Source organism: Acinetobacter sp. CAU_H_S170_2 (genome assembly GCF_058890445.1).
Window position 1 is genome coordinate 2140498 of sequence record NZ_JBZYAE010000001.1, and the last position, 20087, is coordinate 2160584.

General features: G+C 41.5%; 19 protein-coding genes and 1 pseudogene. 12 read left to right on the plus strand and 8 right to left on the minus strand.

Going from position 1 to position 20087, the window contains the following annotated elements; translation table 11 throughout:
• Positions 1-76: 76 nt before the first annotated feature.
• Positions 77-760 (minus strand): lipoprotein-releasing ABC transporter ATP-binding protein LolD, encoded by a 684-nt coding sequence (gene lolD / locus AC5EUN_RS10630; protein WP_004693913.1) that lies wholly within the window; start codon positions 758-760, stop codon positions 77-79.
• Positions 753-1988 (minus strand): lipoprotein-releasing ABC transporter permease subunit, encoded by a 1236-nt coding sequence (locus AC5EUN_RS10635; protein WP_004980646.1) that lies wholly within the window; start codon positions 1986-1988, stop codon positions 753-755. The genes lolD and AC5EUN_RS10635 overlap by 8 nt, the downstream gene beginning before the upstream one ends.
• Before the next feature lie 24 nt (positions 1989-2012).
• Here AC5EUN_RS10635 and AC5EUN_RS10640 point away from each other — a divergent pair, with 24 nt between their 5' ends.
• Positions 2013-2582 carry a PilZ domain-containing protein gene (locus AC5EUN_RS10640; protein ID WP_004980648.1) on the plus strand — a complete coding sequence of 190 codons (570 nt, stop codon included), beginning with the start codon at positions 2013-2015 and terminating at the stop codon, positions 2580-2582.
• Between the two features lie 15 nt (positions 2583-2597).
• On the opposite strand, the gene AC5EUN_RS10645 is transcribed toward AC5EUN_RS10640, so the two are convergent.
• Positions 2598-3509 carry a DMT family transporter gene (locus AC5EUN_RS10645; RefSeq protein ID WP_493352342.1) on the minus strand — a complete coding sequence of 304 codons (912 nt, stop codon included), beginning with the start codon at positions 3507-3509 and terminating at the stop codon, positions 2598-2600.
• A 13-nt stretch (positions 3510-3522) separates the two neighbouring features.
• Entirely contained in the window at positions 3523-3993 is a 471-nt protein-coding gene (locus tag AC5EUN_RS10650) for a YaiI/YqxD family protein (RefSeq protein WP_004693920.1), read from the minus strand.
• A gap of 265 nt (positions 3994-4258) precedes the next feature.
• On the opposite strand from AC5EUN_RS10650, the gene AC5EUN_RS10655 reads away from it, so the two are divergent.
• Both AC5EUN_RS10655 and AC5EUN_RS10660 read left to right on the plus strand, forming a co-directional pair.
• Positions 4259-5191: a hypothetical protein gene (locus tag AC5EUN_RS10655; RefSeq protein ID WP_010326391.1), complete on the plus strand. Its 933-nt coding sequence runs from the start codon at positions 4259-4261 to the stop codon at positions 5189-5191.
• A 419-nt stretch (positions 5192-5610) separates the two neighbouring features.
• Complete coding sequence (locus tag AC5EUN_RS10660) at positions 5611-5751, plus strand: hypothetical protein (RefSeq protein WP_004693924.1); 141 nt, start codon at positions 5611-5613, stop codon at positions 5749-5751.
• Positions 5752-6064: 313 nt separating this feature from the next.
• On the opposite strand, the gene sthA is transcribed toward AC5EUN_RS10660, so the two are convergent.
• Positions 6065-7480, minus strand: coding sequence for a Si-specific NAD(P)(+) transhydrogenase (gene sthA / locus AC5EUN_RS10665; RefSeq protein WP_004693926.1), 1416 nt, complete (start codon positions 7478-7480; stop codon positions 6065-6067).
• Positions 7481-7688: 208 nt separating this feature from the next.
• On the opposite strand from sthA, the gene lipA reads away from it, so the two are divergent.
• A complete protein-coding gene (gene lipA, locus AC5EUN_RS10670; RefSeq protein WP_004693928.1) occupies positions 7689-8702 on the plus strand; it encodes a lipoyl synthase in 1014 nt (337 codons plus the stop codon).
• Positions 8703-8994: 292 nt separating this feature from the next.
• Positions 8995-11469: an acyl-CoA dehydrogenase gene (locus AC5EUN_RS10675; RefSeq protein WP_010326390.1), complete on the plus strand. Its 2475-nt coding sequence runs from the start codon at positions 8995-8997 to the stop codon at positions 11467-11469.
• A 94-nt stretch (positions 11470-11563) separates the two neighbouring features.
• Here the strand turns inward: AC5EUN_RS10675 and AC5EUN_RS10680 are convergent, their stop codons facing one another.
• Entirely contained in the window at positions 11564-11824 is a 261-nt protein-coding gene (locus AC5EUN_RS10680; protein WP_010326389.1) for a hypothetical protein, read from the minus strand.
• Between the two features lie 273 nt (positions 11825-12097).
• Between AC5EUN_RS10680 and AC5EUN_RS10685 the strand changes: the two genes are divergently transcribed.
• The 4 genes from AC5EUN_RS10685 (at position 12098) to AC5EUN_RS10700 (ending at position 15098) form a co-directional block, all read left to right on the plus strand.
• Positions 12098-12448, plus strand: a complete 351-nt coding sequence (locus AC5EUN_RS10685) for a hypothetical protein (RefSeq protein ID WP_010326388.1) — start codon at positions 12098-12100, stop codon at positions 12446-12448.
• Positions 12449-12455: 7 nt separating this feature from the next.
• Positions 12456-14165 carry a PepSY-associated TM helix domain-containing protein gene (locus tag AC5EUN_RS10690; protein WP_010326387.1) on the plus strand — a complete coding sequence of 570 codons (1710 nt, stop codon included), beginning with the start codon at positions 12456-12458 and terminating at the stop codon, positions 14163-14165.
• Positions 14162-14500 (plus strand): DUF3325 domain-containing protein, encoded by a 339-nt coding sequence (locus AC5EUN_RS10695; RefSeq protein WP_010326386.1) that lies wholly within the window; start codon positions 14162-14164, stop codon positions 14498-14500. The genes AC5EUN_RS10690 and AC5EUN_RS10695 overlap by 4 nt, the downstream gene beginning before the upstream one ends.
• 79 nt (positions 14501-14579) lie before the next feature.
• On the plus strand, positions 14580-15098 hold the full coding sequence (locus AC5EUN_RS10700) for a tetratricopeptide repeat protein (protein WP_029574988.1): 519 nt from the start codon (positions 14580-14582) through the stop codon (positions 15096-15098).
• Between the two features lie 34 nt (positions 15099-15132).
• On the opposite strand, the pseudogene AC5EUN_RS10705 reads toward AC5EUN_RS10700, so the two are convergent.
• Positions 15133-16083: pseudogene (locus AC5EUN_RS10705) on the minus strand (DUF4424 family protein).
• Between the two features lie 20 nt (positions 16084-16103).
• Positions 16104-16637 (minus strand): cysteine peptidase family C39 domain-containing protein, encoded by a 534-nt coding sequence (locus AC5EUN_RS10710; RefSeq protein WP_029574987.1) that lies wholly within the window; start codon positions 16635-16637, stop codon positions 16104-16106.
• Positions 16638-16863: 226 nt separating this feature from the next.
• Between AC5EUN_RS10710 and ahcY the strand changes: the two genes are divergently transcribed.
• The 3 genes from ahcY to AC5EUN_RS10725 all read left to right on the plus strand — a co-directional run bounded on the left by ahcY (position 16864) and on the right by AC5EUN_RS10725 (position 20035).
• On the plus strand, positions 16864-18246 hold the full coding sequence (gene ahcY / locus AC5EUN_RS10715) for an adenosylhomocysteinase (RefSeq protein ID WP_010326383.1): 1383 nt from the start codon (positions 16864-16866) through the stop codon (positions 18244-18246).
• A 195-nt stretch (positions 18247-18441) separates the two neighbouring features.
• The gene (metF, locus tag AC5EUN_RS10720; RefSeq protein WP_010326382.1) at positions 18442-19278 is read left to right on the plus strand and encodes a methylenetetrahydrofolate reductase [NAD(P)H]; all 837 of its coding nucleotides are present in this window, start codon (positions 18442-18444) and stop codon (positions 19276-19278) included.
• 40 nt (positions 19279-19318) lie between these two features.
• Positions 19319-20035, plus strand: a complete 717-nt coding sequence (locus AC5EUN_RS10725; RefSeq protein ID WP_010326381.1) for a 16S rRNA (uracil(1498)-N(3))-methyltransferase — start codon at positions 19319-19321, stop codon at positions 20033-20035.
• Positions 20036-20087: the final 52 nt, after the last annotated feature.

Here is a 20087-nt window from a genome sequence, read left to right on the forward strand (position 1 = left end):
TGGCGCCATAATAAAGCCCACCGAAGTGGGCTTCAATAGATAGTGGCTTTATCTCATATTTTTATCGGCACTCAGCCTAGTCATTGACCCAAAGACCATCTTGCATATGCAAAATCGAATCGGCGGACTGAGCCAGTTGTTCATCATGCGTCACGATCAACATCGCCATATTGAATTCCTGACGTAAATCCATCAGCAGCTCAAAAATTTTACTTGCTGTTTTACGATCTAGGTTGCCTGTCGGTTCATCTGCCATCATCAACGCAGGCTTGGCCACCAATGCACGCGCTAATGCAACACGTTGCCGTTCCCCGCCCGAAAGCTCACCCGGTTTATGGGTTAAACGATGCGTCAATCCTACACGTTCAAGTAAATATTCGGCTTGCTTTTGTACATCTTTAAAGTTGGTGCCTTGACGTAACATCAGTGGCATTGCCACATTTTCCAAAGCCGTAAACTCAGGCAACAGATGATGGAACTGGTAAACAAAACCTAAGTGTTGGTTACGTAAATAACCACGCTCAGCTTCATTCAAACTGTCAAAACGACTGCCCTGCAAAAACACTTGGCCCGAACTCGGACGGTCTAAACCACCCAAGACATGCAACAAAGTACTTTTACCCGAACCACTCGACCCCACAATCGAGACAAATTCACCTGCTTTGACTTGTAGAGAGAGGCCTTTAATCACCTCAACGGTCGACTTACCGTCAGTAAAATGCTTTTCAATATTTTGCGCTTCTAAAACAATTTTACTCATAACGTAATGCCTCCGCAGGTTGGATTTTTGCGGCACGCATTGCAGGATAAATTGTTGCAAGGAAACTTAAAACTAAAGACAGTGACACAATGGTTAATACATCTTGCCATCTTAAATACGATGGTAAGTAATTGATAAAGTAGGCATCAAACAGATGAAGTCCCATCACATTGTTTAACCAACCCACAAAACCACTAATTCCAGAAGCGAAAACAATGCCGAGAATCGCACCCGATACCGTACCAATCACACCAATAATCGTGCCCTGAACCATAAAAATACGGGTAATGGTTGCAGGTGAGGCGCCAAGGGTACGTAATATGGCAATATCCGATTTTTTATCGGTCACGACCATCACTAAGGATGACACAATATTAAATGCAGCCACCAAGACAATCAGGAAGAGCAATAAGCTCACCATGGCTTTTTCCATTTGGATCGCACTAAATAAATTGCCGTGAGTATAGGTCCAATTCGAGGCATAAAAACCGCTTGGCAGATCCATCACAATTTCATCAGCCACTTTAGGTGCTGCAAAAATATCATCCAATTTCAAGCGAATGCCTTGCGCGCCATCAGGTAGGCGTAACAACGTTGATGCATCATTCAAGGCAATGTAGCCCATCATCGAATCAACCTCAGCACCAATGCTGAAAATGCCCACAATTTTGAAACGTTTAAAACGCGGTACCACACCCGCTGGTGATGGTGTTGCCTCTGGTAAAACCAAAGTCACACTATCATTTAAACCTAAACCTAAGGCATCGGTCATTTGTTTACCTAAAACAATACCAAACTCACCTTTTTTTAAGTTATCAATACCACCTTCAACCATGTGGTCTTGGATAATCGAAACCTTTTTTTCATATTGAGGTTCGATCCCCGTGACCATAATTCCAGCCACTTGGCCTTGTGCCGTAAGCATCCCCTGCAATTGAGTAAACGGTGCTACGCCTGTGACGTGTTCCTTTGTCTCAATTTTTTTTGCAAGTTCAGGCCAATCTGTTAAAATTTGTGTTGAAGAAACAGTGGCTTGAGGTATCATTCCAAGTACACGTGTTTTCAGCTCTCGGTCGAAACCATTCATTACAGATAAGACTGTAATAAGTACAGCCACACCCAGTGTCAGACCGATCATCGAAACCAGTGCAATAAAAGAAATAAAGTGGTTGCTACGCCGTGCGCGAGTATATCTCAACCCTATATACAGCGAGATTGGTTTAAACATACCATCTAGTCCGAGGTCATAATTATGGAAAATTTACAGCATCAAAACGTTCAAGCAGAACGTCGTGTGATGTCACGAATCGATGCGGCCTTGAGAATTAACTATCAGATCATTTCTGATGATGTTGCCCTGAATGACCCTTACGATCCTAATTTTGTTTTACCGCGCTATTTTCTACTACTCGCAGAATTAGATCAATTTGATCATGCACTAAACTACGAATTAGAACAATTATCTGAAAAAGATCAACAAATTGCTCGAATCTTATCCCTATTTAACCAGAAATTAAACCTGATCACGGGGTCTTTGTACGACACAATTGTACAAACCATGTTACCTACGCCTGAACATGTGAATTTTTCTGAAAGTGGTTTGAGTTTCTATAGCGAAAAACAAATTCAAGATGGTACCTATATCCACTTAACCTTGAGCCACCCTGAAAACTTCTTCCATATTGCCGCGATTGCACAAGTGGTGTACAGCAATGAAGAGGAAAATGGCAAGTGCCGCACGGGAGCATACTTTATTACCTTGCACCCGCAAGATCGTGTCAAATTGGCCGACTGTATTTCTTTGACGGTCGAAGATCATTAAAGCCAGAACCTTGGACTAGTTTTGGCTTTTTAACTTTTGGGCAAGTTTCCGACTTGCCTGAAGATCTTTATAAAAGTAAACGAATAAACCTGACAGTAAAACCACTGCACCCAACATCACCATCATCGAAAGTTTTTCCTGATTCAGTACCGCACCTATAAATAGAGCAATCATCGGCGTCATGACGGTAGTCAGCGATAAAGTCGTAGGTTGAATTTTCTGTACCAATTTAAAATAACAGAACATCGCAATCAATGACGCCATGACGACCGTATATAGCAGCGCCAAGCAAGTTTTCAAATCGGGCATTTGCTGCGGTGCATGCTGCCAAATAAAAGGCACAATACATATAGCCGCCAATGTCGACACCAAAATTGAACCTGTCGCTTGTGCAACGGGTTCAATATTCGCATTGACTTTTTTCACCCAGAAAATAGAGGCTGCATAAGAAAATACACTAAGTAACATCAGTCCAATCCCAAACGGATGGACATGCTGTGCTGTACCTGCAAGGCAAATTATCGCAAGTCCTAGCAGTGCAATACACATTCCAAACCACTGCATTGCACTCAAATAGCTCTTAAAGTAAAAACGTCCGATCAGCCCTGCCATAATCGGTGCTAAGCCAAACATCAATGCAATCATGCCTGAACTAATATAATTGGTGGCAACATAGGTAAAAAACTGCGAACCAATCAAGCTAAAAGAACCAGCGAAATAACTATGCCAAGCGACTTTATCGGTGGGGAACTGTCGTTTTAAAACCAATAACAAACAAATCGCCAAAGGCAAAGCAATGAAAAAACGTAATACCAATGCCCACAGCATATGTAAATCGGTCACACTCCACACAATCGCTAAAGGCGTTGTGGACCAAATAAAAACCAATAATCCATAGGTTGCCATCAGATTGGCTTTAGAAGACATAATCAGCTCGATGCTAAATGGCAGTTTTGCGTTTTTGCTTTTGAATGGTTTGGTCTAAAGAACTAGAAAATTCGCGTTTATCACGCTCAGAAATAGGTGGTGGCCCACCCGTGTTTACACCTGCTCCACGTAATGAATCCATAAAATCACGTAAATGTAGGCGGGCTTTGACATTAGCGGTAGTATAGATTTCACCACGTGGGTGAATTGCGATTCCACCCTTTTCAATCACCTGTGCTGCCAGCGGAATGTCTTGTGTCATCACAATATCATTCTCTTTCATGCGTTCGATGATTTCTTTATCCGCGGCATCCGCCCCACTCATCACTTGAATCGAATTAATACGAACGGAAGGCGTAATCCCGACATTTTGATTGGCCACAAAGGTCACTTCAAGTTGATAACGATCTGAAGCACGTAAAATCACTTCACGTAAAATTTTAGGCAATGCATCTGCATCGACCCAGAGCTTAAATGGCAGCACTGCACATCCATAAACAAAAGAAACTGCCTTAGTCTAACAAACTCAGTGCTTGAGCATAATAGATAAAACCGCTCAAAATCACCTATACAAAGCTCGCTTCATACTTTTTAAGTATCAGATGAAAATACTTTGTTCTTTTGTCTATCAAATAAAGTAAGGCTTTACTCTTTTTTGATGATTTTCTAGTAAAAATAAAATATAGGACTTGAAATATAGAAATAACCCTCGATTTAATAGGGATATATAACCTCATTCAATCGTGCATATGAACAATCAAAATAGTCCAGAAATAATCACCATTGATGACCAAAACTTTGGTAGCCACGTCGAGCATTGGAATTTACTCACAGATAACCCTGCACAAGATGTCCCTAAATGGTTAGGTTTAGCTTTAAATGCACCAATCATGCCGATGGGTTTATGCCAGACTGAACAAGATATGGATACGGGTTGTTGGCTCATTCAAGGTCCAAGTCAAGCGGCTGTTCAACTGACTCAAGTCATCGCGGTTGAAGACAATAAACCCAAGGCCGTTAAAACTGCATTTCCAAGTTTTAATAGCCCCTATAAAGTGTCTGCTGTGGTTGAACGCATCATTCGCGGTCAATCCAACACACAAGCCGTTTTACGTTTAAACTTAGGCAATAACAGCATCGTCTACGCTTATGACAGCTTATATAGCGTCAATCATGCTCAATACCAAAAAGACCAAACCTATATTGCACATCTCAATGCATGGGCATATGAACTAGAAGCAGTCGCAGAGCACGAGCAACTAGTGGTTGATGACCCTGCATCGATTAAACATCATCGTGCCTTGAACGATATTTTGGCAGCAAACAATGGCATTGCTCCTGCAAACTTGCAAGAACAGATTGATGCATGGGAACCAAAGTCGGATGATGACAAAGAACCTGTGACTGTCGATTTTTCAAAAATGGTCGCTTATTTGTATGGAGAAAAGATAGGTCAGGAAGATGAAGCATGGTTCCAAGGGAATATTGTTGGCAAAACCAACATGCAATTTATGGAACAAGACTACACTCTGCTTGATGTTGCCTTGATTCATGAAGACAACCAAGCTGCAACACTGATTCGTATTGCCACTAAAAATCCAGAGTACGCCAACTTTAATATCGGACAATACATTCGCGGCAATATTTGGATTCAAGCCAATATTTATGCATTAAATCAATAATTTATAAAAATAAGCCAACGCAGCCTATACCAGATCGATGTATAGGTTGCGTTGGCTTTTTTATTTATATCAGTACGATTTATTTTAATTTGAATTCATTTGTATAAAACTTATCCACATATTTTATTATCTCTTGGCATTTTAATTCATTTAAAAGAACTTTTATCCACAGTTTTAAATTCAATTATCTTATTTTAACGATGAATAATAAAATCTTAAGTTCTATGACTTTCAGATAGTTAGTTATTGGTAGCTACTGGCTTCTGGGTTAACTCAGCATAAACTTGAATATTTAAGTGATTATGTATAGTGGAGATCTGATTATTTTTAATTAGTACTTTATTTAAGCAATTTTTTATGTTAAAAATACAAACATGCAATAGGATTTTAACGATAATTAAATCGGAATAAAAACTTCCATGAAAATTATGCAAGAAGAAAATATACAGCATGTTGAACATCAATTAGAAAAGCGTTATCAGCTTGACGCTTATTCGTGCATGTTTTTTGTGTTAGGCATGATGATTTCTGCCTACTTCTTACATCAGTTCATCCTGTAACTGATTTCACGTCGCAGCCTAATTCAAAAAAGCCAACTTTGTTGGTTTTTTTATGTCTAAAAATATCTGCTACGCCGTATCACTGGATCATTCTTTCCATGTTCTACGCTAAGAAACATGGCACCCACAAAATTACTTGCCTCTCATAAGCAAAGTTGCTCCCTCCCCCCTTACTTGTCACACTCACCTACCACCGCACAAATCGTTAAAAAGTTTTAGGCATTTAGATATGCCTACACTTACAAAATAGCAATTTTAGGTATAAAAAAACCTGCAAGTCTAAACTTACAGGCCTCTGAAAATACTATAAAAATTAGAATAAACGATTCATACCATTTAAGGTCGCTACACGATATGCTTCAGCCATCGTCGGATAGTTAAACGTCGTTTCTACGAAATAATTGATGGTATTGTTTGGACTATTCATCACCGCCTGACCAATGTGAATAATTTCCGATGCGTTATTACCGAAGCAATGAACACCCAGCACTTCCAAAGTTTCACGGTGGAATAAAATTTTCAATTCACCCACTGTGTCACCTGTAATTTGCGCACGCGCCAAATGACGGAAAGAAGCCTGACCCACTTCATACGGAATTTTTTCTTCGGTTAACTCTTGTTCAGTTTTACCAATCGAAGAAATTTCTGGAATGGTATAAATTCCTGTCGGAATATCAACCACAGGTTCCACACCCACTTCACCGCTCATGTTTGCACCTGCACAACGACCTTGGTCATATGCAGCAGAAGCCAGTGAAGGCCAACCAATCACATCACCAGCAGCGTAAATGTTTTCCACTTCGGTTTGGTATTGATCATTGACTGTAATTTGACCACGGCTGTTTGGTGTAATACCCACATTTTCTAAGCCTAAGCCATCCGTATTTCCAGAACGACCATTACACCACAAAATAGCATCTGCTTTAATTTTCTTACCGCTTTGTAAATGTAGCACCACGTGATCATCATAGGTTTCAAGATGATCAATCTGCTCATTATGGCGAATCAAGACACCTTGTTGACGTAAGTGATAAGACAAAGCATCAGAAATTTCATCGTCTAGATAACTCAGCAATTTATGCTGTGTATTAATCAGGTCAACTTTATGATCTAGTCCAATGAAAATAGACGCATATTCGCAACCAATTACACCTGCACCATAAATGATGATTTTTTGAATCGAATAATCAAGGTCTAAAATTTTGTCCGAATCAAATACACGTGGATGGTTAAAATCAAGCGCCGCAGGACGGTATGGACGGCTACCCGTTGCGATCACGATTTGTTTGCACATGATCGTTTCTTTAATACCTTCAGGGCTAAATACTAAAACTGTATTTTGGTCTTGAACGTAAGCACGACCATGGTAAATATCAATTTTATTGCGGTCATAAAAACGTGAGTGTGTATCAACCTGTTGTTGAATCACTTTATGTGCATTTTGAAGCACTTGCTTCATGGTAAACTGGCGCCAGTCGCCCATTTTTTTAAACATTGGGTCACGGCGATAACGGATAATACTCGATACCGTTTGACGTAAAGCTTTACTTGGAATGGTCCCCACGTGGGTACAGTTACCACCGAGCTGCTCACGTACATCTACAATCGCAACACGCTTTCCAGATTTGGCAAGTTTCATTGCCGCGCCTTCACCCGCAGGGCCTGAACCTAGAACGACCGCATCGTATTTAACGAAAGTTCCACCAACGACCTCTTTTTTACGTGGCATTCAACGCTCCTTCTTCAAAAACTTATTACTTATCTTGGGCATATTATGACGTAATTGCAGGCAATTTGCTGTATTTAGCTTACATATATTAAGTGATAACCACATTTAGTAAATGAATAGTATTTCCGCCCTATCAATTCGCATTTCCGCTATACTAATACTGCTATTTTTAGCATCTCCCCCGTCAAAAACAGTGGAATAGTTGAATATGTCTGAAAACCGTAAACCTGAGCAGGGTATCAAACTTCGTGGCGCAGAAAAGGTCGCGCGTATACCTGTAAAAGTTATTCCTACGGTTGAAACGCCACGCAAGCCGGATTGGATTCGCGTGAAAATGGCAGCACCCGAAGAAGTGCAACGCATTAAATCAACCCTACGTGAACAAAAACTGCATACCGTTTGTGAAGAAGCTGCGTGTCCAAACCTCCCCGAATGTTTTGGTGGCGGTACTGCAACCTTTATGATTATGGGTGACATTTGTACACGTCGTTGTCCTTTCTGCGACGTGGCACATGGCCGTCCAAATGCACTTGACGCAGACGAACCACGTCACATGGCTGAAACAATTTCAAACTTAGGTTTAAAATATGCCGTGATTACGTCTGTAGACCGTGATGACTTACTTGACGGTGGCGCACAACACTTTGTTGACTGTATTAAAGAAGCACGTGCATTAAGCCCGAATACTTTACTTGAGATTTTGGTACCTGACTTCCGTGGTCGTATGGACATTGCGCTTCGCATTATGACTGAGTGTCCACCTGATGTATTTAACCACAACATTGAAACTGTGCCGCGTTTATACAAAGCGATGCGTCCAGGTTCAGACTACCAACACTCTTTAAATCTGTTGAAAATGTTTAAAGAATATTGCCCTGACGTTCCAACCAAATGTGGTTTGATGGTCGGTATTGGTGAAACTGAAGAAGAAGTCATTTCACTTTTAGATGATTTGCATGCACACGGCGTTGACTATGTAACAATTGGTCAGTATTTACAGCCTTCAAAAGAGCATGCGCCGATTGACCGCTTCGTTACACCAGAAGAATTTGAACGCTACACTGCGCACGGTCAAAAGTTGGGTTTTAGAAATATTTGGGCAGCACCGATGGTTCGGTCAAGCTACTTCGCTGACCGCCAATACTATGGTGAACCTGTACCAGCAGTACGTCGCAAAGCAGATCCTGCGAAAAAGATTGCTGTTCAAACGATTGAAGCTTAATTTACTGTGGCGTTAAACAGTTAAAACGCAAAAATTAAAAGCCCTCATATGAGGGCTTTTTTTATTACGATCTTCGTTCTTTATATTTTTCAATTACGTATTCATACATTTCTAACACAGTCATTGTTCAATAAACATCCTAATCTAATTCAAAGTCTAAAATAATCGTGATGCTACACATCACATCAAATTCATTTTATTACACCTTTTTAGTCTACGTTTTTGCCTTATTTTCCGTGGAATTCTATAAAACGTATGACTGACCTCACGGTGTAAACAACGGGAGGTTTCAATGGGTTTCATTTTCGCCATTCTGTTTTTAATCTGTATCCTCTGGGCTATTTTTTATTTTGAACTCAGTCGCTTAATGGCAACTGCAATCATTATTTTTACGTCCCTCTTCGCTGCTATTTTTATCAGTCCGTGGTCATTACTTCTAGGTCTGCCCTTAATTATTCTCAGCCTGATTGTGGTTATTGATCCATTACGAAAGTCTTTAATCACTCAACCTGCCTATAAAGCTTTAGCCAAAGCCATGCCGAGTATGAGCAGTACCGAGCGTGAAGCATTGGATGCAGGCACCAGTTGGTGGGAAAAAGAATTATTTATGGGTGCGCCTGACTGGAAAAAATTTGATGGTTATGTCTACCCAACTCTGTCTGCTGAAGAGCAATCCTTCTTAGATCATGAAGTTGAACACCTTTGTGGTTTACTCAATGAATGGGAAATTCATCACCACTTAAAAGATCTTCCTGTTGAAGCATGGCAATACATCAAAGAACAAAGCTTTTTAGGTTTAATTATTCCCAAAGAATACGGAGGTCGTGCCTTTAGCTCCTTTGCCCAAAGCCGCATCATGAGCAAAATTTCTTCACGTTCACTGACCACTGCCGTCAGTTGTATGGTGCCCAACTCTCTAGGCCCAGGTGAGTTGCTTTTACATTATGGAACTGAGGAACAAAAACAACGCTACCTACCAAGACTAGCCAAAGGCGAAGAAATCCCCTGCTTTGGTTTAACCAGTCCTGAGGCGGGTTCAGACGCTGGTGCGATACCTGATACAGGTGTGGTCTGCTATGGTGTGTTTGAAGGCCAAGAAGTACTCGGTTTACGTATGAACTTTTCAAAACGCTGGATTACACTGGCACCTATTGCGACTGTGATTGGTCTCGCTTTTAAACTCTATGACCCTGATGGACTATTAGGCGATGCAAGCAAAACTGAATACGGCATCACCTGTGCCTTATTACCGGCCAGTCATGACGGCGTCCAAGTCGGCGCGCGACATAATCCTGGTTCCCCCTTTATGAATGGCACGGTCGATGGACAAGATGTTTTTATCCCACTCGATTGGATTATTGGTGGGGTGGAAAATGCAGGTAAAGGTTGGCGCATGCTGATGGAGTGCTTAGCCGTAGGTCGTGGGATTTCACTGCCAGCGCTCTCCACTGCTTCAGCTGAAATGGCTTATTTAAGTGTCGGTGCTTTTGCCAAAGTACGCCAACAATTTAAAATTTCTGTAGGACATTTTGAAGGCGTGCAAGAAGCCACCAGTGATATTGCCAGTGGTACATATATGCTCGAAGCTTTCCGCTATATGGTCACTTGTGGTTTAAACGAAGGCGGCAAGCCCGCAGTGATGACAGCTATGGCCAAATACTATGCCACCGAAACCATGCGTAAAATTGTCAATCATGGGATGGATGTCGTTGGCGGACGGGCAGTACAAATGGGGCCGCGCAATTTTTTAGCATTGAATTATCAAGCCATCCCCATTTCAATTACCGTTGAAGGGGCCAATATTTTAAGCCGTTCTTTAATGATCTTTGGTCAAGGCTCAATGCGCTGTCATCCTTATTTATATGAAGAACTCCAACTCCTTCAAGCAGAAGATACAAAGTCAGCTTTAGCGCCTTTCGACACGCTACTTTTTAAACATTTGGCTTATACTTTTAACCGAACAGCCCGTTCATTCAGTTATGGCATATTCGGTGGCCCTTCAGATGCTTCCGCACAGACAGATGCTTTCTCACGCCCTTTTTACAAAACCATTAACCGTTTCAGTTCAAACTTTGCCTTAACAGCAGACCTGTGTTTAGGCTTACTTGCAGGCGATATTAAACGCAAAGAAATGCTTTCAGGACGTTTGGCTGACATTCATGCCCATCTATTTATAGCAACCGCTATTTTGAAGTTTTATGAAAAAGGACAACGTAGTGAGGCTGAACAACAGCATGCTCAACTGGCTTTAGAAAAAGCATTTGTCCAAATTCAGGATGCATTTGATGGACTATTCGCAAACTTTCCTATGCGAGCCGCTGCTTGTGTAGTCAAGTTCATCTGTTTCCCTTTTGGTCGTGTTGCTCAGCAACCAAGCGATCAGCTAAAAACGCAATTAGGACGTGCGATCATGGAAAATAATCCTTTCCGTGAACAACTGAAGCAGCATGTTTTTTACAATACCGATCCCAATGACGTCTTTGGGCGTATGGAAAATGCCTTCCAAGCTGCATTGAAAATTGATCCACTATGGACGAAGTTTAAAAAAGCGGAAGCCAAAGGACAATTTGAAGGCTTAGATTTTGAATCGCATATTCAACATGCACTTGAAACAGGATTCATAAGCCCTGAAGAAGCAGATCAGTTGATTCATTACAATGCTCAACGCTTCGATAGTATGCTCACCGATATTTTTGATCATGAGCTTGAACAGACACTAGATTTAAAGAATCCTTACAATACTAAGGCTTCCGATATTCAACTATAACCTTTCATCGGTTTTCGAAACTCCTAAAAAATAAAAGTCCGTTTACGGGCTTTTATTTATCCACACAATATAAACCAGACATCAAAGCGAAGTTTTAAATCCAATACACGTTTAAACGATAATAGAACTCTTCCACTTCCAAACGAACTTGATATCCCAGTTGGGTCAGTTCTGCTGAAAAATGACGAATATCTTCTAGGGGTAAATGTTTTGGCAGAACTGTAAATACCGCAGTATTTCCCTGTTTCGCACTCTCCTCAATGAGTGAAGCTAAACGTAATTTATAGACTTCAATATCTAAATACGCTTGGTTGGACATAATTTTTGCCTGTTCGGCATTAATAAAAGCAGCCATCTTTTCCTCCAAATTCGCCCAAGTATTGACTATGAAACTAACGCAGATCAAAACAGCGTATAACGTGATTTGGTAACACTGTGTAGCCATTCCTTAGAGAAATAACAATAAGAATCAAATCTATTTAAAAAGGCAGCGACTACAATCCAAATTTTTCTGTTCACCAAACTCACTTACCGTTACAGAAAAAATAAATAAAGTTACCATCTATTTTATTTAAATAATAATTGTTATCATTTGCAATATTGTTTACTAATACACCAACTCTCTTCCATGAATAGCACCACTCAAATTGATGCCTTGGTTCATTCGGAAAAAGTCCATCCGAAGCCTGCCAAAAAGAAGAAAGTCGACACACCACTTAGCTACCGTCTGATGGTGTTGTATCGATTTGCACTTGCATTGCTCGGAGGTTATCTCCTTGCTGCACTCTCTGCATTAACCATTGCTAAAGTCTTTATTGCAAATCCTGTGAATGCGGCCATGAGCGCCACACTCATTGCATTTTGTCTTAACTGTGCTGCCTTTATTTGGGTCTTTATGGTTCAAAAAACCTTAAAAGCAACACTCGGCATTGCTGTGCCATGTATTGCACTGTATGCCCTACTCAAATTTTTAGGATAGTTTTTCAATGCGTGTTGATCAAAAAGCGGAAGGACCGCGCCAATCCATGTCATGGTTGCATACATGGGCCAGTCTCATTTTAGGGTGGCTGCTGTATGCAATTTTTGTGACTGGAACCCTCAGTTTTTTCCAAAATGAAATTTCTACTTGGATGAAACCCGAAACACATCAATCTATCCCTGCGCAGTCTCAAGTGCAACAAATGCAGGTCGCGCTCAACTATTTACAGAAAAACCACCCAGATGCAGGCAGTTGGAATATTCAACTACCCAACTCACGCCAAACCACAACTGAAGTGACTATTCGTGCCGTTGGTGAAGACCCGAAAGCACGTCGTGGTGGAACACGCATCACCTTAGACAGTGCGACTGGTGAAGTGATTGAACCACGGGATACGCGTGGTGGTGGATTCCTATATCGTTTCCATTTTGAGTTGTACGGTTTACCCCGCCTGTGGACGCGTTGGTTAGTCGGGATTGCCACCATGTTCATGTTGGTCGCAATTGTCAGCGGCATCATTGCCCATAAAAAAATCTTTAAAGATTTCTTTACCTTTCGCTCAGGCAAAGGTCAGCGCTCATGGCTGGATGCACACAATGCAACCGCTGTTTTTGCACTGCCTTTTCATCTAATGATTACCTTTAGTGGCTTACTACTGCTCATGTTTATGTTCATGCCTTGGGGAATTAACCAAGCGTATGAAAATCGACAACAGTTTTTACGTGACCAACAGGCCAGCATGATTGAGCAGCCCCAAAAGGCTGAAGATGTGCCACGCGAAGGCGAAAGAGCGGCTCGTGGAGAACGCGGACAGCAACGCGGTGAACATACAGAAGGTCGTGGTGAGGAACATCCAAAACCCGAACTCCGCCCTGCTCCACTGACAGACTTAGCCCCAATTATGGCAGCGGTACAACAACAGTGGAAAGACAATCCAATTGCTTCAATTAACATTATTTCACCCAATACAGACCAAGCCAAAATTGAATTGCGTGCTTTACGTGCTGAAAGTGTCGCGCATCGCAATGTGTATGCAACCCTCAACTACAATGGGGTCACGGGTCAAGACGAAACGGATAAAAATATACGAATCAAAAATCCATCGATTCCAAGTGCCATCTATAACGTGGTCACCGTCTTACACGAAGCGCGTGGCCTCGACTTAGCGCTGCGTTGGTTATTATTCTGCTCAGGTATTTTAGGTACGCTCATGGTGGCTACGGGTCTTATCCTTTGGTGTTTAAAACGTGCTCCCCAACAGCAGAAACAAGGCTATAAATCGTTTGGTTTCCGACTGGTTGAAGTCTTAAATATTACAGCCATTATTGGTTTGCCTTTGGCCTGCGCGGCATATTTTTATGCCAACCGTTTCATTCCTGCAGATGTAGAAATGCGCCTGAACTGGGAAATTCGTAGCTTCTTTACCGTATGGTTACTCACGCTAATTTATGCCATTTTCCGTACCCACCGCCAAGCATGGTTAGACTTACTTTTATTGGCAACACTCGCTTTCGTCCTGCTGCCAGTGGTCAACTTGATGACAGGCGGTCAAGCTTTGTGGAACAGCATCGCGCAGGGCCAATGGATGATTGCATCGGTTGATTTAGCCATGTGGGTAATGGCAGTGATTTTCTATTTCGCTTATGACAAAGTTAAAAAACATCAAGGTTTGCCGAACAAAAAAGTGAAAGTAGCTGTTCAGGAGGCCGAAGCATGATTTGGTTTCTGATCATTTGGACTTTAGCGACCTTAGGTTTTTTTTCACTTGCCAGCAGTATGTCTAAGCACCAAAAGCAAATCTTTGCTAAAGAACTGACACTTCAGCAAACACGCTTAGCAACCACTGTGGGTTGGTTACTGTTAATTGTTTCTTTGCTCATTTGCTTAACGCAAGGACATTGGAGCACTGAAATCAGTTATTGGATCGGCGTGATTAGCTTCGCAGCACTGTTTGTTGGACTTTGCTTAAGTTATTTTGAGCAAAAAATTAAGAATATCGCTGTTTCAGTTTTACTCTTATTTATATTCAGCCTAACTTTGCACCTGATCTGAACCTAAAAGCCAATCTTCGGATTGGCTTTTTCACTTGAAAGCATTAGGCTATCCACAGTTTAAATCTTTGGTTATTTGTATGCCTAAATCTCCTAAAATTCCTGCTGAATTGGTCAACCTTGCAACAACAGGCAATAGTGACGCTCAATTTGAACTCGCTGAACTATATATGCAAAGTGAAAATGAAGATGACATTACGCTTGCAGAAGAATGGGCGCTCAAAGCAGCAGCATTGGGTCATGTAGAAGCCATGTATTGGCTGGGTGAAGGTTATGCTTTTTATGCCAAAGAACTTCGAGAAGAAGATCCAAGCGAAGCTGAAACCTACTTTGGACATGCACATCACTGGTTAAAACAAGCCGCTGAACTGAAACACCCTACTGCAATATTAGAGTTAGCTGGTTTTTACCGTCGTGGTGATGTGGTTGAAAAAGATGTCGCTAAGTCAATTGAACTGGTACAACAAGCAGCGGAACTGGGTGAGGCTCAAGCCATGCGTGATTTGGCATTCATTTATGAAAATGCGCTAGGTGTCGATACAGATGAAGCAAAAGCCAAATACTGGCACGACAAGACAGATGCCGCAGAGCAAGAATAAGCAAAAGCCCATCCTTTGATGGGCTTTTTACTACTTAAAACTTATGCACAAAAATAATATCTAAATCCTGCTTCGGCACAAAATTCTTTTCTGTCATTTGAAATTGTGTCGAACTGATCTTTTTCACCTGACCCTTCCAACAAAATGAAACCAACTCATTCGGGTCACGCTCAATGGTCAGTTTAAAACTTTGAATAGGTTTCGCCCAATTTGCACCCGTTTTTAAGATATAGCCCAAAGCTTGATAAGGTGGATATTGCGACTTGGCCTTTTTCAAACCCGCTTTGAAGTTTTGATCCATACAATAGGTTTTTTCATCCTCTTCAGGATATAAAGAGACCGAACCACCGACCAATGGCATGTACTCATGTTGTACATAGGTCAGCGCATTGGCCTTAAACGTCTACTGCCAACTATAAATAATTTGCGATTCCCAATAAATTTCATCATCCGCCTGATAGGGCTTTAAAAGCTGCTGTACCGTTTTGTCCTCACAACGATACAAACGCTGATTAAGCGTAGAGTCTTGTTGCAATAACCACGGATGCATCAAATCTCGATCTGAAAAACCACATTTTTTCAAACCTGCAGTCACATCGACGACGTCACCATTGGAACTGAAGTCTCCAGTTGCTGTTAAAGCAGGTAAAAATGCACGCACATGTGTTTCTGGCTGAATCTTTTGTGCATTGGCTTGTACTTTAAAGCTTTGAATCAATTGTTCGGTATGCGCAAAATCGCTTTCACGCGAACTGCCCACACGCGGCAAGGGAAATAAAACAGTTTCCGTAATATCTTGAGCGGTAAGATTTTTAAATTGGTAATTCACCCGAATGATGTTTTTACTGATAAACAAATCTTCACTTTGCATACTGATTTTTGGATTTTTCAGATATTGCACACCGCCCGTTGCCACATAACCCGTGCTGTCATTCGCGCTGATCTGCATAGAGATGAACACGCATAGTCCGAGGATCTTTTTCATTTAACATCTTCTTTTCATGTTTATTGTGCTGTTTCCATGCGAGCGTTTGAATGATCAAGCACGATCACTTGTCGGCAGATGCCCTCGACTTGACGTTGCTGCTCAAATACAGATGCAGGCATCGCATCAAAACTGTCAAAGAAACAGATTTCCTGCTCATCTATAGAATAAACCAGTGAATGGTTTCCGACGCCTTCTAAAGTATCGTAATAGACAATGATAAATTTATTTTGCTCAAATGCCTGTTGAATTTGTTGGTAATTGATGGCCGCTAAAACTGGCAGCTTTAGTTGCTCAGCTTCTGCATAACTCAATTTTTCTTGTGCTTGAAGCTCTGGGTCTTCATCAGTATAAAATTGAACATCAAAGCCAAATTTCTTTAATCCGACTGCCAAGCCAATGGTTGTCGTTCCGTTTTCTGCATCATAACCGCAGACCTCTATCAACTGTTCAATATCCGCATCGATATATAAATGCTGGAGTAGCATCCATACCGCATAAATACCACCATTAGCTTCAAGGTTCATTAAGGATTCAGGGATATTCAAGGCCATAACACAATTCAAAAAAGATGATTGTGTTGATAATAAACAAAACATCGTTGGAACTGAATCAATTTCCAAGTACAATACTTCGCTAGTCGAGGGATGCTGCGACTTTTTCACAGGTACATAAATGTGGAATCGCTAGGCTCGACGATTCGGTTAGACACTCGTTCCAATCAACAACGGCATCCGCGAACATAATGATCAATTTTTATTTTAAATTAAGGAGATCGTAATGAACGCGGTTACTGCTTCATTTACAGATTACAAAGTTGCTGATATTTCACTTGCTGATTACGGCCGTAAAGAAATCAAACTTGCTGAAGCAGAAATGCCAGCACTTATGGGCCTACGTAAGCGTTATGCTGCTGCAAAACCACTTGCAGGTGCGAAAATCCTTGGCTGTATCCACATGACCATTCAAACTGCTGTTTTAATTGAAACATTAGTTGAATTAGGCGCAGAAGTTCGTTGGACTTCATGCAACATCTTCTCGACTCAAGACCACGCTGCTGCTGCAATTGCAGCTTCTGGTGTTCCTGTATTTGCTTGGAAAGGCGAAACAGAAGAAGAATACATGTGGTGTTTAGAACAACAAATCAATGTGAATGGTACCCCTTGGGATGCCAACATGATTTTGGATGATGGCGGTGATTTAACCCTACTTGTTCATGAAAAATATCCTGAAGTGATTGCAAAAATCCACGGCGTAACTGAAGAAACGACGACAGGTGTTCAACGTCTGTATGAAATGCTTCGTGACGGTACTTTGAAAGTTCCTGCAATCAACGTGAATGACTCTGTAACTAAGTCTAAAAATGACAACAAATATGGTTGCCGCCACTCACTGAATGATGCCATCAAACGCGGTACAGATATGCTTTTATCTGGTCGTCGTGCACTTGTGATTGGTTACGGTGACGTAGGTAAAGGTTCTGCACAATCACTTCGTCAAGAAGGCATGATTGTACGTGTGACTGAAGTTGACCCAATATGTGCGATGCAAGCATGCATGGACGGTTACGAAGTTGTATCTCCATACAAAAATGGCGTACAAACAGGCAAGAAAGAAGACATCAATGTTGACCTTCTTCAAAATACTGATCTAATCGTAACAACAACAGGTAACTACCACGTATGTGACGCTGCAATGCTTGATTCATTAAAAGCAGGTGCAGTGGTGTGTAACATCGGTCACTTCGACACTGAAATCGACACCAACTACTTACGTGGTTACAAATGGGTTGAAGTGAAGCCACAAGTTCACCAAGTGTATCGTTCAGAAAATGACAGCGACTACCTCATTCTTCTTTCTGAAGGTCGTTTAGTTAACCTAGGTAATGCAACGGGTCACCCATCACGTATTATGGATGGTTCTTTTGCCAACCAAGTACTAGGTCAAATGCACTTGTTCGCTGAAAAATTTGCTGATCTCGCTGAAGATCAAAAACAAGCAGCGATTCGTGTAGAACTGCTTCCTAAGAAATTAGATGAAGAAGTTGCTGCGGCAATGGTTGCTGGTTTTGGTGGTGTCTTGACTCAATTGACTCAAGAACAAGCAGACTACTTAGGTGTAGCTGTTGAAGGTCCGTTCAAATCTGACGCTTATAAATACTAAGTTGCAAACCTCTCTTGCGCTGAACTTTAAAGCAGTGCTTAAAGTCTGCTCAGGAGAGGGACTTTCATTACCGAATGATGTTAGCAGTGAAATCTTGTTATCTCTATTCAATGTAATGAATCCCCTTCTCCCTCTGGGAGAAGGATGGGATGAGAGCAAACACAAAAAATAGCATTTATAAAAAAGGATTTGATGATGAGCAAAAAAGTTCCAATTTCTTTTGAGTTTTTCCCAACCAAAACCGATGCTGGTGCAGAAAAACTTAAAGTCGTACACCAAGAACTTCAGTTATTAAACCCAGAGTTCTTCTCAATTACTTACGGTGCTGGTGGTTCTACCCGTGAACGTACCCTTGCTGCCATTGCTGAATTCAATGGTAAAGGTACGCCTGTTGCACCGCACTTATCTTGTATTGGCGATGACAAAGCACGTATTGCTGAATTACTCGACATTTATAAAGATCAAGGCATTGACCGTATTGTGGCGCTGCGTGGTGACTTACCTTCAGGTCAAGTCGGTCTAGGGGAACTACCTTATGCCACGGATTTGGTTCGCTTTATTCGTGAACATTCGGGCGATCATTTCAAAATTGAGGTTGCCGCTTATCCAGAAATGCACCCTCAAGCAGATAGTTTTGACCTAGACATTCAACGCTTTTGCGACAAAGCCAATGCAGGTGCGAATGCCGCACTGACTCAGTTCTTCTTTAATCCAGATGCCTACTTCTACTTTGTCGATCGCATTCAAAAAGAAGGCGTGAACATTCCTGTAGCACCAGGCATTATGCCAATTACCAATGCCAGCAACTTGATTCGCTTTGCAGATGGTACAGGCGCTGAGATTCCACGTTGGATTCGTAAGCAACTGGCAACTTATGGTGATGACACTGCCAGCATCAAAGCATTTGGTCATGAAGTGATTGTGAAACTTTGCGAACGCCTGATTGCAGGTGGCGCACCGAGTTTGCACTTCTACACCATGAACACCACTGATCCTACCCGTCAGCTTGTACTAGACCTCGGTTTAGCATAAGCATTTAAACTAGATTCACCCTATTTGAGAGTAAAACCGAATGCCTCGTTTTTTTATGGAAGCAGAACTCAATGTTGATCACACTGTCGAACTGACTGAAACTGTGTTTCACCACTGGGTAAAAGTTTTGCGTGCTCAAGTCGGTGAAACGGCTACTTTGTTTAATGGACAAGGCGGCGAATATGAAGTGACCTTAAGTGACGTTGCTAAAAAGTCAGCATTAGTTCAGGTCACTGCTTTTAACCCAACCAATCGTACGCCTGCGTTTAAAACTTTACTCGGTCAAGTCATGAGTAAAGGTGATCGTATGGACTATGTCATTCAAAAGGCAGTTGAATTAGGCGTTTCGGAGATTCAACTATTAACGTCTGAACGCTGTGAAATGCGTTTGAAATATGACCGCGATCAAAAGAAAATTGATCACTGGCAAGGCATCGCCATCGCAGCTTGTGAACAATGCGGCATGAATATTGTTCCAAAAATCCTTGCACCACTCAGTTTAGAGAAATGGCTCGCATCCGAATTACCTGCGACTCGACTTGTACTCGCCCCGAATAAAGAAAAAATCGATGTTTTGGCACATGCGACACCAAACATTGCACTACTCATTGGGCCTGAAGGTGGTTTAAGTGAGGCTGAAATTACAACAGCCAATGAGAACGGTTTTATTAACTGGTGTATTGGTGAGCGTGTATTGCGTACAGAGACAGCACCAGTCGTAGCTTTGTCAATCCTCAACTACAATTTAGTGATTTAAATCACATAAACAGCAGAGTCACCCTTTTGTTCTGTTAATATATTGATTATGA